This is a genomic window from Schleiferilactobacillus perolens DSM 12744, assembly GCF_001435585.1.
GTDB lineage: Bacteria > Bacillota > Bacilli > Lactobacillales > Lactobacillaceae > Schleiferilactobacillus > Schleiferilactobacillus perolens.
Window position 1 is genome coordinate 187,255 of sequence record NZ_AZEC01000003.1, and the last position, 12,734, is coordinate 199,988.

The following is a 12,734-nucleotide window of genomic DNA, read 5'->3' on the forward strand; positions in this document are numbered from 1 at the left end:
AGTGTCGATATCTTATAATAGGTGAATCAGGGTCGCGATGAAGAGTACCAAAATACTGACAAAGCCCAAGACCAAACAGACCGTAATCACGAATGGGCTGAACAGCAGGGTGGTGATCGCCAGTAACACCGTGGCGCCGCCCCAGACGGTCAGCGCGGTCAATACCGGCCAGGTGCTGCCCAGCAGCCAGCTGCCCCACCAAAGTAACGCGGTCAGTGCACCGCCCAAAATGATCCAATAGGCGAGCCAATATACGACACCATGGGATGTATCAGCATCCAAAGTCCATTTAGCCATTGTTGTTTTACCTCCATCTGAATTCTGTTTTATTTTAGCATATTCGCTCCACCGGATTACCAGACCACTCGTGCACTGACTGTAGAAAGGATTCCCGCCATGCTTTATTTTCTAGGAAATGAATTGCCAGAAGGGACGGACACTTTTGTCCCCCAAAGCATCGATCTGGCACTAATTTTGCAAAAGTACCAGACTGCCGCCACCGTGCTTACGATGAATTATGATCGATTACTCAAACGGACGCCTGTGAATGGTGCGGCCCAGCAGCTGGTTCGCAACGTTTGGGACGAACTGCAACAAGTTGGGCAGTTGAGCAAACGGGTGCTGACCTTTCGGGATCTCCATTTAGGTCGGCAGCAGGATTGGCAGATTAATATGGCTACCCAAGAATATCATCGGGACGGCCAGCGTTTGGCGGTGGTGCACACGATCATCGACTCCCCGCAGCTGGACTATGTCGATTATTATGCCCCGGGAGACATTGTACGTAAACGGGACTTCTATGATCGGCGCGGCTTCAAATCGGTAAGCCAATATCTCAACACCGTGGGCGATGTGCAACAGGAAATCTATTGGGATGTTCACGGGGCGGCAGTATTGGAACAATACTTTACCCCAGTGCCGCACCATGTCGCTCGAGGCGGGATGGTGATTTTACCGGCATTGGCTGGGCGCGAGGTGGTCTGCACTGATATGGCCCACGCCATGGGCGTTTTGCTGAGTGATATGATCACCCGGGATGGTCACCTGGCCCAGAGCACGGTGGTGGCTCAGGATACGCCAGTGGTATTACATGCTCTGGCCGCAATGACGACGCCGCGGCGGCTGGTATTTGCCCACCACAGTTCTTTGCTGCACCGAACACAAACTGATTCATTGTGGGATCACATGCAGACATTATTACATGATTTCAGCGGGGTGATCGTCCCGGATGCGGTCATCGCCACCAGATGGGCCGCCCGTACGGGGGAACAATTAATGGTGGCGCAATTTCCGTATCATGCTGAATTCCCCACCGGTGAGATTCCGCCGTTGGTTAAACGGCCCCACGGGACTGTGTTGGCCTATTTAGGCGAGGACGATCAGGGGGCAGGACTCCGGGTGCTGATGAACCTATTTACCACTTTACGGCAACAAGTGGCCGGAATTCGTTTGACCATTTATCAGCCTCATCTGGCCAGCACGCCAGTGGTGACGCCAGCCAATGAGCAGGTGGGCAGTGTCCAATTCCTGACGGCGCCCCAGCAGTGGCAGGCGGCCTTGACCACGAATCAAATTTTTGTGACTGTGGATCCATATCCGGCGCCCGCCTTCATGATTAGTGCATTGGCCTATGGGCTGGGAATTGTGGCGGCGACAGATCACCCGGATGCAGTGAATCCCTTTATTCGCCGGGGTGAAAATGGGACCGTCGTGGCGGCGGGGCAAAACACGCTAATGACTCGGGCAATTCAAGATCTTTTGCACCATAAAAAAAGTTTAAACACCGCCCAAAAAACATCTCAAACCATCGCCCAGCAGTATACTGAGGACGCACTTGTTCGACAGTGGCAAAACCTTGGTGGAGGTGATCAGAACGAAGATCAAGAATCCTAATTGGCCGTTTCGTTACCCGTGGCTGTACACGCTGTTTTTCTTCGCTCTTTTCATGGCGCTAACGGTACTGGTGAGCTGGATCCTGCATCAACCACTCACTGGATTGTTCATTAAACAGCCACTGGTTAATGCGCTATATATGACATTAATCGTGGCTCTACCAGTACTGTTGCCGCTGAATAACTGGTCCGCGAATGAACGATTCTTGCTGTATTCGGCAATCTTTTGGGCCATTATTTTGGTGGATGCCTATGCTTTAGAGGGTAATCGATTCTACTGGTCTGGTTTTGGCACCTTGGCCCTCATTTCATTATTACCAGGGTTCATTACTGTCTTTATTGTGGGTAATCATCTGCAGAAGCGGTTGGATAACGAGGAGGATACAAAAAGCGGCCATCAATCAACTAAGATTAATGACCGTCACAATGATCAGACTCATTCTAAATAATGGGATTGCAGATCGGTTAAATCTTTTTGGCTAAATCCCAATCCTGTTTCCCAAAAATCGACAAAGCTGCCGTAAACTTCATCAATCGCGGAATAAACGGCAGGAATATTGGTTTCTTCCCCCATCATCATATTCATCTTGGTGATCTGGCTATCCGCCTGGGGATCCTGTAAGTAGTGGGCAATTTCGTCATCGCTCATGCCGCCCAAAACCAAGTTCGTCAATAAATAGTCCTGGACAGCCACTGCCTGGCTCACGCCCAGGGCTTTTTCAATGAGTGCAGCGCCAATGCCTGTGCGGTCTTTGCCGGCGGCACAATGGAACAAGACACTCTGGTTGGCAGTGGTGTGGGTAAGCAGTTGCTGAAACATGAACGCGTACGCCCGTTGACTGAACGGGTCCAGGATGATCTGTTGGTACAGTCCGGCCAGACCTGGCGCGTATTCAAAGGAGTCCTTGGGCGGTTGCGATTGGCCATGGAAGAATGCTTTGATTTTGGCAAACACCCCGGCATTATCTCCAGCTGTCATGGAATAAACTGGATCGTGATTGTAGGCAATCTGAGCGGGTAATTGATCAGGGGTGCTATCCACTTCTGATTGGGAACGAAAATCAATGACGACGCGCACCCCATAGTCCCAAAGTTGCTGTTGGCCTTTGCGAGTGACGCCCGACAAAGTACCTGCGCGTAATATTTGGTGGGACTTAATGGTGCGGCCATCTGCAGTGGGAATACCGCCTAATTCGCGTAAATTGACACTGCCGTCGATGGGTACAACACGGTTAGCCATTTCTTTCACCTCACTTCCATTATAGCAACTGTCGCTCCGTCTGTTATAATACTTGCGAAAGGTGGTATCTGCACTTGCAACCGCTCGTATCCGTTATTGTCCCGGCATATAACTTAGAAACTTTACTTAATCGCAGTGTTCAATCGATTTTGCAGCAGACCTACCACAATCTGGAGGTCATCATTGTTGACGATGGTTCAACAGATCAAACCAGCGCGGTGGCGCAGGAGTTTGCGCGTCTTGATTCCCGTGTACAATTGGTTCAAATGCCGACCAACGTGGGTATTTCACGTACCCGCAATGCGGGTTTGGCAGCGGCCACTGGGGATTTTTTAGCGTTCGCTGATGGTGATGACTGGGTGGAGCCTAATCAAATCGAATGGTACATGGACCAGTTTGCTGCTCATCCCGAAGTGGCCATGGTATCGTGCGGATTCATCAAAGAACCACTTGGCAAACGCAGCCGCATTCGTAAGCGGGGCATTGTCGATCAAAAGACGATGGTCAACTATGTGAATCGCATGAATAGCCCGATTGGCGGATATTTATGGAACAAGTGTTATCGGCGGGCACTAATCAGTAAGCATCGATTACGGTTTGATACGGATGTGGCCCTAATGGAGGACCAGCTTTTTAATACCCGGTACATTTTACTGGGTGATTATTATTATTTGAGTAATGAACCGTTGTATCACTATGTGCAGCGCGACGACAGTGCAATCCATAAGGGCATTAATCGGGCAAAAAAAGCGCGGGACATCGTGGTCGTCAATGCCCGCATTCAGCATGTGATTAACGTGGCCCGAGCTAATCAGGATCGTTCGCGAGCGCATAAGAAGGCATTGACGAACAAAGTGAACATCAACGAGTAGCCGCATTCGGCTGAGGTGAACACGATGATGGATGTCGAGAAGTATATCAAGGCCCACATGTTTGGCAATCCAACAATCAATCCCGACGATAAGCACGAATTTCTTGGTAATTTTCGGGATCGAGTGGCACTGGCACTGACGGTGGGGCAGGTTCAAAACGGTTTACCGGTGGCCTTAGTGCAAAAGACAATCCAGGCATTACCCACGGGGCATCTTTATATCAACGGTCGGTTAGGACCAACGATGCAGAAACAACTTTTGCGAATGGCGCTAGCGGCCGATTACCCCTTCACACTGGTCACCCAATCCGGCGTCCGGGTTCATTCAGAAACGGCTCAGCCGCAAGACATGGCCGTGGTGATTGCCGACACAAAAGGGCCGTTGAAAAAGCGGATTACGTTAAATTAAAAAAGTAGCACCAAAGAATCTATTTCCACACAACCAGTGCTCATGCGGAGCAATCGGAGGTGGCAGGGGGCTCAGTGGTGGGAACAGCAATAAACTTGGCCCGGTCTTGGCCAAGTTTATATGCTGTTAGGCGACTTTGAGACTGCGCACTTTGCAGGCTCGAAGCGCCGTCACCACGTTCCAGCCCCCTGCCACCGGAGATTGCGCAGCATGAGCACGGCCGGTGAGGACGACTTTTGGTGCTACTTTTTTATCTTGGTGCTTCTATCAACTAGTGGTCGAGTTTTTTTGAGAGCTGAATCACGTCATCCACCACACTGCTGAGATATTGGATTGTGTTGTGCAGCGGGGCGTCGGTGGTGATATCCACCCCTGCCACTTTCGCCGACTGGATCGGGTCCAAGCTGTCGCCCAGTTGCAAGAAATGAAGCCAATTGTCGACGGCCCCTGGTTGGTGGTCGCGAATACGCAGGAAGGCTTGGGTGGCGACGGTCAGGCTGGCGGAATAGGTGTAGGAATACAAGCCCATGTAATAATGAGATTGACGCATCCAAGTCAGATCGCTGTCGGCGTCAAATGTCATGCTATCGCCCCAAAACCGTTTGAATACCGTGCGGGTGATGTCGTTCAGTGTTTGGGCATCGAAGCTTTCACCCGCATCCACCAATGCGTACACTTCCCGTTGATACGCCGCTTCCAGCAGATGGGTAATAAAGTTGTGGAAGTACGTATTAGTCAGTAACTTCGTGTAGGCGAACCGTTTCATCCGCGCATCATTGGTGTGGGCAATCAGTGAATTGGTTAATAATAATTCGTTGAAAGTGGACGGTGATTCGATAATGTACGTGGAAGGGGTAAACGCTAAGGGACCGTGGCTTTGAGCGGACATAATCCCTTGACCGGCGTGCCCCAGCTCATGGACGAGGGTGTACACATCGGCCAATTCGTGGGTCCAAGACATCAGGATCAACGGATGGCTGCGATAGGGCTGGGCACAAAAGCCGCCGGTTTCTTTACCGATATTACCCAAGAAATCCACCCATCTCTCTGGGTAGGCTTGCATGATCATGTCGTGATATTTTTCGCCGAGCTGGGCCACCGCATCGCTAATATAATGTTTAGAATCTTCTACACTGACCTGGGGCGCAAAGTCTGGATCCAAATCAATGAGCCGATCAGCAAACTGCATTTCGTCTAAGCCTCGGGCCTCTTTTAAGTGGGTGATGTAGCGTTGCATCACCGGGCCGAACTCGTTGGTGATCAAATCAATTTGACGATTGAACATGCTGCGATCCACTTCCTGATCGTAAAGCAGGTAGTCTACGACTGAATCGAAGCCGCGCAGAGTCGCCATACGTTTTTCTTTAGTGACCTGGGCATAATAATTAGCGGCTACGGTATTTTGGTATTGGGCCAGCACTTTAGAGAATTCATGAAAAGCGGTCCGCCGCACAGCCGTATTTGGACTATAGGCGTAGAGATCTTCATACATGGTGAAGGATAACGGGTAAGTTTTGCCAGCCACCATGAAGTCAGGGAAGCGCATATCTGCTGACCGGGTTTGACCATAGATGGTACTGAATGCATTCAATGTCGGTTGCAATTGGGCCAACGCAGATTCAGTGGCTGGATCTAACCGAATTTTTTTATCCCGGCGGATATGCCGTACTAGAGGCGCATAGTCATCATTGGTGGCGGCAACTTTGGCCAATTCGGTATCCGGCAAGTCCATCAAAGCGCTGGTGAAAAAGGTGAGATCGGCCTCGGCCTTGGTGAGCACAGCTTCCGCCTGGGTAGCTAATTGACGGAAGTGGGCATTGGTCAAATCAGTTGATGTGGAGAGTTCGGCATAAGTACCTAAATGGTCACTGGCGCGATTAATCGCTGCATACGCTGGCAATGCCTCTAAGGCAGTTTGGGCGTCATCAATTTGACCAGTGTAATTTTTGACAAAGTCGGCACAGTCCGTCGCAAATTGTTGTAACGCGTTATGGAAGTCTTTTTCCGTTGGATACAAAGTCGTGAGGTCCCAGGTATATTTTTCAGGGACAGCGGCACGGAGCGGTAAGGCAGTCGGTTCAGTCATTAAAATCATCCTCTCAACAATGATTGACATCAGTTTAGCATAGTGCCGATCAGAATTTCCGGACTTTTTTTAGTGAAACTGGTGGAACAGTCGCCAGCGAAGGAAATTTCCATTATAATGACACTAGTGAAAACTTTTGGAGGCGCTCATGGTTAAGAAGGGTAACATACCAGAATTGAAGTTGTTTTCGTTGAACAGCAATCCGACGTTGTCTCAGCGGATTGCCGACGCAGTCGGGATGCCGCTATGCGGTGCCACTGTCAAGCATTTCAGCGATGGTGAAATTCAAGTCAATATTGACCACAGTGTGCGAGGGGATGACTGTTTCGTTATCCAGTCGGTAGCTGATCCGGTCAATGAGAACTTTATGGAATTAATGATCATGATCGACGCCTTGCGACGGGCATCGGCACGGACAATTAATGTGGTGCTGCCATATTATGGTTATTCTCGGGCAGATCGCAAGACTCGGTCGCGGGAACCGATCACGGCCAAGCTGGTATCCAATTTGATCGAGATGGATGGTGCCACCCGGATCGTCGCGGTGGATCTGCATGCGGATCAGATTCAAGGATTCTTCGATATTCCGGTGGATCATTTACAGGCCATTCCGTTAATTGCCACTTATTTCCTCAAGCAAAATCTGGGAAGCGGCGATGACATCGTGGTCGTGGCGCCGGATCATTCGACCACCAAGCGGGCGCGGGCTTTAGGTGAATATTTTGGTTCGCCCATTGCCATCGTAGACAAGCGGGATGAGACAGATGATACTGTGGACCCGATGGACATTATCGGGGACGTGAAGGATAAAACTGCGATTATTGTCGACGATATGATCGATACAGGTACTCGGATGGCTGCTTCGGCCTATTCCTTGCAAGCAGCTGGTGCTAAACGCATTTACGCGGGTATTACGCACGCCGTATTTTCCGCTGGCGCAGTCGACAAGCTGGAAGCGGCACCGTTTGAACAAATTGTCTTTACGGACACGATCCAATTACCAGAGGACAAGATTCGTGATCGTTTTGTTCAGTTGTCTGTCGGCCCGCTGATTGCCCAGGCTATTCGGATGATTTATCAAAATCAATCGGTTGATGAACTGTACGAATCACGGGAAGCAGAGGAAATGTTCATGGTGAACGACCTGACCAAGGACACCGCTAAAGAGCAAAAAGATTATTAATTCCATACAAAAATACCAGCCGTCTAAACTAGATGGCTGGTATTTTTGTGGGTTGATGTGCTTACCATGCGACACTCATTTCTTGATTTGGATACTGCGGTTTTTCGATTGCATCTAACACTGCCACGGCGTAATCCGCCATACTGATTGCGGAGCGGCCGTTCTGATCGCGAATCAAGATACCGGCACTGGTCCGATAATGCCCTGTACGGTCGCCATCAGGTAAGAAATATTCAGCTGGATAAACCATGGTCCAGTTAATATTCGGCGTGAAGTCCAGGGTCTTAGCGACGCTGGCGACATTCATGGAAATACGATAGATCGATGGTGGAAAATCCGGGGTTTGGTAGAAATAGGTTTTCTTCTGATCGTCGGTAAAACTGCTGCCGGCGCCGCCCACAATAATCAGACGAATTGGTTCGGCGCGGACGAGACTAACCAAATGTTCCACTGCAGTGACATAATCATGTTCCCGACCTGGTGCGGTTCGAAATGCACTAATCAACACGTCCAAGCCTGCAATATCTTGTTCAGTCAGTGTAAACAAGTCAGATTGAATCAGTTTAAGGGCGTGGGGATGCGATAGCGGAATGTGTCGGACAAATCCGCGCACGTCCGCTTGCCGCGCCAAGGCCTCATCAGCCAAATGCCGACCGACTCGGCCAGTGGCGCCAATAATACCGATTTTCAATGGTGTCATCCTCTCACTTCGGTTGACCCGGTTGCAACATAGTTAAATTGGTGAGGAACTCGCCGAGGGTCCGACCAAAGATGGCGGCGCGGACCTTGTCCGTAAAATCAATGGCAAATAAGCGATCCGCGGCCATGAGTTGACCGACCAGACTTTGTGGTAAATCACGATACATGGAGTAATTGTGATGATCGGTTTCATCTTCGCGGAAGAAATGAATATGGAATATATCTTCATCGGTGCAGCGATAAGCCCGAATTTGCACGGGCATCACCCCGGCGGTGTTACCCCGATCAACGTATTGACTGACGGTTTCTATCTCGCCGCAAACCACGCGCCGGCCAGATTGGTGACTATATTCTTCCAAGGCCGCCCGGCCAATGGCGTTGGCAGGAATCGGGGCGGACCCGCCTTCACCGCCCGGCCAGATATTCTCAGTTGGACTGGCTAAAAAGGCCTTACCCGCATCCGTAATTGTCCAGGTAAAGGAATTATTATCAATTTTCAACAGAATAGAATTGTCTTGTACAGTCACATCGACCGCGACATCTTGACCAGCAGCAGTGTGGAGTTGATATTGAGTCATGAAAAATACCTTCTTTCAAAATAGTGTGAGCGGGAAGAAATTCATGCCGGGGGCCGGCCGTGCCAAAGCTGCGCAATCTCCGGCTGAATGGCGCTGCGACGCGCAGCTAGTGCGTAGCCGCAGGCGTAGCAAGTGGTGACGGCGCTTTGAAAGCCAAGCCAACCCGTCAATGTAGGTGGAAATGAATGACTGGTGATCAACATCAAAGTCTAACTGCGCCAAGCAATCCGTGGGGCAATCTGGTTGCTTAAGAAGTTTCGCAACAGGAAGAACAGCACCGGAATCGTGGCGGTTAACGGAATCCACACCAGCAAATTGCGCACGGTCCAGATTGACGTGAGGCTGAAGAATGCCCGACCTGCTGGGATAATGAAGATAGCCGCGAACGCCGCCATGAGGACTACCACCAGCAAAACTTTAAACCGGTCAAACGGTTGAGACACAGCCATTAATGCCGTGAAACCAACCAACCCGGTCAGCAAGACTGTCAACGTACCGGTGGTGTCGGCTGAAAAGCCCAACCATTGTTTCAAACCGCCGATTACCAAGACGTAAATGATGACGCATAGGGCTCCTGGTGCGGCGGTGGCCATCACGTTTTCATAGAATTTCCGAGCGATTGGCCGATAGTCGGGTTGGAGGGCCAGGAAGAAAGTGGGGATTCCCACGGTCAGGGCTGAAATGGGCGTCAACTGAATCGGAATAAATGGATATTCCAGACTGAAGATGACACTAAGCAAGGACAGACTGATGGAGTAGATCGTTTTCACCAGGAAGAGGGAAGCCACCCGTTCGATGTTATTGATGACTCGGCGACCTTCATTCAGTACGAAAATCATCGCGTCGAAGTTGGCATCTAATAGCACGAAGTCAGCGATTCCTTGAGCGGCCTCTGAACCAGTGGCCATGACGATGGCACAATTTGATTCCCGCAATGCCAGAATGTCGTTGACGCCATCACCAGTCATGCCGACAGTGTGACCGGCCCTCTGGTAGGCTTTCACCAAACTACGCTTCTGGGTCGGCGTCACCCGACCAAAGACGGTATAGGTGGCGACCAAGTGGTCAAAATCGGCATCTTCACCCACCGTACTCATATCGATGGCCGCATTGGCATTCGGAATTCCTGCCCGGGCAGCCACATTGGCTACGGTCAGCGGATTGTCACCGGAGATCACTTTAATCGTGACCCCCTGCGTCCGTAAATAATCAAATGTACCCGTGGCTTCTTTACGTAGTTCATCGGCGATATAGACCAGACCGACCAGGGTAAGGTCGGCGGGGATCGTATCATTGGTCATTGGACCGGCACTGCGACCAACGGCTAGCACCCGATAACCGTCCTTGGCGGCATCATTTATTTCCCGGGAAATATGATCCGGCAACCCATGGAACATAAATTCTGGGGCACCAAACAAAATGCTTTCATTGGCTAACCCCAAGCCGCTCCATTTACGGGCAGAGGAGAAAGGCGTGATATGCAGCGCGGGGGCCAACTCGGTTGGTTTAGCGAAATAGTGTTTCAAAGCCATGGCGGTTTGATTGTCGTCGTTGATCGTGTAGATGGCTTGAGCGAGCCACTGCTGGACCTGGTCATTGGTAAAACCGGTCATCGCAACGACCTTAGTGACGGACAGGTTACCAGTGGTGATGGTGCCGGTTTTATCTAAGCAGAGAATATCGACCCGCGCCAGTGCCTCAATCGCAGTGAGTGACCGAACCAGCACACGCCGCTTGCCCAAATTCATGGCTCCGACGGCTAAGGCAACGGAAGTTAATAACACCAGTCCCTCTGGAATCATGCCAACCATTGCCGCACTGGTACGCAGGATTGCATAATTGACCGTCCGTCCCCGCCATATGCTGCGGGCAAATAAGAGCACCCCCAAAGGCACTAACGCATAAGTGATGAACCGGATAATTTGGTTGATGGTGTCCAATAACTGACTGTTGTTGTTTCTTTTTTCGGTCTTGGCCTCTGCCGCGAGTTTATGCACGAAACTGGCATTACCCACGGCGGTGACTTGGACAGTGGCCGTACCGCTAACCAGGAAACTGCCAGATGTCATTGGATCGCCCACACTTTTACGGATGGGCAAGGATTCCCCCGTAATTTGGGATTCATCGACTTCGATGCCAGCCGTTTCCCGAACGATGCCATCCACAGGGACGGAATCGCCCCGGCGCAATACAAGCAAGTCGTCCAGCACCGCGTCCTCTTGGTCTATTTTTTGATCAGAACCGTCACGGCGGACTGTCAATGGTCGCCGTGCCAACAACGATACTTTGTCGACTTGCCGCTTTGACCGAATTTCTTGGAAAGTACCGATGACCGTATTCACGACGACGACCACTAAGAAGAACAGATTCTTGTATGACCCGGTCGTGGCAATCAAGACACCCAGTAGCAAGTTGATGATGTTGAACAGTGTGATGATATTGGCCCGCAGAATCTGGCCGACTGTCCGAGTTAACGGTTTGGGGGCAGTGTTCTGTTGACCAGCAGCTTGGCGCTTTTGCACCTCGGCGGTCGTTAAGCCAGTGGATAAATTGGTTTCTTGAATCTTTGCGTCGGTGGTTGCCAAACGCGGATCACTTCCTTCTATCAGAACGGCCATTAGGGGCATTAGTGAGTCACCGTCAGTTTAACATAACGCTTCGATGTTCCGCCCCGATTTGGCTCATTGCCAGTAATGGTTAAGAAATGCTTGAACTTTAGCCCGATATTGGGTAGGTTCTTTCTCATAAGACTGGGCATGCGTGGCACCAGGCACAACCCACAACTGTTTTGGCTGCTTGGCCGCACGATAGTTGGTATATACCATCTTGGTCGGCACAAAGGTGTCTTTACTGCCGTGAATGAAGAAAATCGGTAATTTATTTTTAGCCAATGCGGTGGGTGCATCGCCGTCATCAAAGTTATATCCTGCCCGAATTTGCGCGACGATATTGACCGTATTAATCAGCGGGAAAGGCGGCAAACCAAACAATTCCTTTAGCTCGTAGGCCAACTCGTCATGAATTGACGAATAACCGCAATCTTCCACAATCGCCTTGACTTGGCTGGGAAGTTTCTCGCCACTCATGAACATCACAGTAGCGCCGCCCATGGATACACCAAACAGACTAATCTGTGTCTGAGTACCTTCTTTCGCGATCAGCTGGTTCACCCATTTGATGTCATCCAACCGATCCGGCCAGCCATAGCCGGCGTAGTTGCCCTGACTTTGACCGTGGCCGCGGTCGTCTGGAGCGAGTACGTTATACCCCAGATTGTGAAACATCCGGATGTAGTTGGCCATTCCTTCTTTGTTACTCATATAGCCATGCGCGACTACAATGGTTTTGTTCGTTTTTTTGACCGCTGGAACATAATCGGCCACTAACCTCAATGAACTATTGGCGGCGGTTTCGTGCCAAGTAAACTTCTTGGTGGCCGCCAACCATCGCTGATTCCGTTCCAAGACAGGATCTTTTTTATTACTCAAGAAGTCCTTCTTGCCGGGGACAAACCCGTAGTTGTACATATAAAGACTGGCACCAGTCAATACCAATAGGAGCAAGACGACGATTGTGCTGAGCCAAACTGTGAGTTTCTTCTTAAAGGACCACTTTTTCTTTGTTTTAGCCATGCTGAAATTCCCCCAACGCGTTAATTTATCAAAATCCATTTTAACACTTTGGCTTCAGCTCACCGGATTTCGGGCATTTCCCACAAAACAATTGGTCAAAGTCTGTATAATGGAAGTAGGACATTTTTTTGAAGGAGGAGATTG

Annotated in this window: 13 protein-coding genes; 6 read left to right on the forward strand and 7 right to left on the reverse strand. The window is 50.4% G+C overall.

Annotated features, from left to right (window positions below; all coding sequences use genetic code 11):
• Positions 1-12 precede the first annotated feature (12 nt).
• Positions 13-297, reverse strand: a complete 285-nt coding sequence (locus tag FD09_RS04590) for a hypothetical protein (protein WP_057818801.1) — start codon at positions 295-297, stop codon at positions 13-15.
• 99 nt (positions 298-396) lie between these two features.
• On the opposite strand from FD09_RS04590, the gene FD09_RS04595 reads away from it, so the two are divergent.
• Both FD09_RS04595 and FD09_RS04600 read left to right on the forward strand, forming a co-directional pair.
• Entirely contained in the window at positions 397-1,893 is a 1,497-nt protein-coding gene (locus FD09_RS04595; RefSeq protein WP_057818803.1) for a glycosyltransferase, read from the forward strand.
• Positions 1,865-2,341, forward strand: coding sequence for a hypothetical protein (locus tag FD09_RS04600; RefSeq protein WP_057818805.1), 477 nt, complete (start codon positions 1,865-1,867; stop codon positions 2,339-2,341). Before FD09_RS04595 ends, FD09_RS04600 begins: the two co-directional genes overlap by 29 nt.
• On the opposite strand, the gene FD09_RS04605 is transcribed toward FD09_RS04600, so the two are convergent.
• Positions 2,329-3,132 carry a tyrosine-protein phosphatase gene (locus FD09_RS04605; protein ID WP_057818807.1) on the reverse strand — a complete coding sequence of 268 codons (804 nt, stop codon included), beginning with the start codon at positions 3,130-3,132 and terminating at the stop codon, positions 2,329-2,331. The genes FD09_RS04600 and FD09_RS04605 overlap by 13 nt on opposite strands.
• 74 nt (positions 3,133-3,206) lie before the next feature.
• Between FD09_RS04605 and FD09_RS04610 the strand changes: the two genes are divergently transcribed.
• From FD09_RS04610 to FD09_RS17000, 3 genes are all read left to right on the forward strand, one after another.
• Positions 3,207-4,004, forward strand: coding sequence for a glycosyltransferase family 2 protein (locus tag FD09_RS04610; RefSeq protein WP_057818808.1), 798 nt, complete (start codon positions 3,207-3,209; stop codon positions 4,002-4,004).
• Between the two features lie 27 nt (positions 4,005-4,031).
• Positions 4,032-4,412: a DUF1694 domain-containing protein gene (locus FD09_RS04615; protein WP_057818810.1), complete on the forward strand. Its 381-nt coding sequence runs from the start codon at positions 4,032-4,034 to the stop codon at positions 4,410-4,412.
• A 120-nt stretch (positions 4,413-4,532) separates the two neighbouring features.
• Complete coding sequence (locus tag FD09_RS17000; RefSeq protein ID WP_083487534.1) at positions 4,533-4,736, forward strand: hypothetical protein; 204 nt, start codon at positions 4,533-4,535, stop codon at positions 4,734-4,736.
• Here FD09_RS17000 and pepF read toward each other — a convergent pair.
• Positions 4,684-6,498: an oligoendopeptidase F gene (gene pepF, locus FD09_RS04620; RefSeq protein ID WP_057818812.1), complete on the reverse strand. Its 1,815-nt coding sequence runs from the start codon at positions 6,496-6,498 to the stop codon at positions 4,684-4,686. The two genes, FD09_RS17000 and pepF, sit on opposite strands and share 53 nt — an antisense overlap.
• Before the next feature lie 148 nt (positions 6,499-6,646).
• Between pepF and FD09_RS04625 the strand changes: the two genes are divergently transcribed.
• Complete coding sequence (locus FD09_RS04625; RefSeq protein ID WP_057818814.1) at positions 6,647-7,681, forward strand: ribose-phosphate diphosphokinase; 1,035 nt, start codon at positions 6,647-6,649, stop codon at positions 7,679-7,681.
• 61 nt (positions 7,682-7,742) lie between these two features.
• Here FD09_RS04625 and FD09_RS04630 read toward each other — a convergent pair whose 3' ends face one another.
• The 4 genes from FD09_RS04630 to FD09_RS04645 form a co-directional block, all read right to left on the reverse strand.
• Positions 7,743-8,372: an NAD(P)-dependent oxidoreductase gene (locus FD09_RS04630; RefSeq protein WP_162261475.1), complete on the reverse strand. Its 630-nt coding sequence runs from the start codon at positions 8,370-8,372 to the stop codon at positions 7,743-7,745.
• 13 nt (positions 8,373-8,385) lie between these two features.
• Complete coding sequence (locus FD09_RS04635; RefSeq protein WP_057818818.1) at positions 8,386-8,958, reverse strand: hypothetical protein; 573 nt, start codon at positions 8,956-8,958, stop codon at positions 8,386-8,388.
• A gap of 209 nt (positions 8,959-9,167) precedes the next feature.
• Positions 9,168-11,522 (reverse strand): HAD-IC family P-type ATPase, encoded by a 2,355-nt coding sequence (locus tag FD09_RS04640; protein WP_057819039.1) that lies wholly within the window; start codon positions 11,520-11,522, stop codon positions 9,168-9,170.
• A 117-nt stretch (positions 11,523-11,639) separates the two neighbouring features.
• Entirely contained in the window at positions 11,640-12,590 is a 951-nt protein-coding gene (locus FD09_RS04645) for an alpha/beta hydrolase (protein WP_057818820.1), read from the reverse strand.
• Positions 12,591-12,734: the final 144 nt, after the last annotated feature.

Bases quoted from the DNA above. Each gene is read 5' to 3' on its own strand.
- FD09_RS04590 (WP_057818801.1), bottom strand. From the start codon at position 297: ATGGCTAAATGGACTTTGGATGCTGATACATCCCATGGTGTCGTATAT.
- FD09_RS04595 (WP_057818803.1), top strand. From the start codon at position 397: ATGCTTTATTTTCTAGGAAATGAATTGCCAGAAGGGACGGACACTTTT.
- FD09_RS04605 (WP_057818807.1), bottom strand. From the start codon at position 3,132: ATGGCTAACCGTGTTGTACCCATCGACGGCAGTGTCAATTTACGCGAA.
- FD09_RS04615 (WP_057818810.1), top strand. From the start codon at position 4,032: ATGGATGTCGAGAAGTATATCAAGGCCCACATGTTTGGCAATCCAACA.
- FD09_RS17000 (WP_083487534.1), top strand. From the start codon at position 4,533: ATGCTGTTAGGCGACTTTGAGACTGCGCACTTTGCAGGCTCGAAGCGC.
- pepF (WP_057818812.1), bottom strand. From the start codon at position 6,498: ATGACTGAACCGACTGCCTTACCGCTCCGTGCCGCTGTCCCTGAAAAA.
- FD09_RS04625 (WP_057818814.1), top strand. From the start codon at position 6,647: ATGGTTAAGAAGGGTAACATACCAGAATTGAAGTTGTTTTCGTTGAAC.
- FD09_RS04635 (WP_057818818.1), bottom strand. From the start codon at position 8,958: ATGACTCAATATCAACTCCACACTGCTGCTGGTCAAGATGTCGCGGTC.
- FD09_RS04645 (WP_057818820.1), bottom strand. From the start codon at position 12,590: ATGGCTAAAACAAAGAAAAAGTGGTCCTTTAAGAAGAAACTCACAGTT.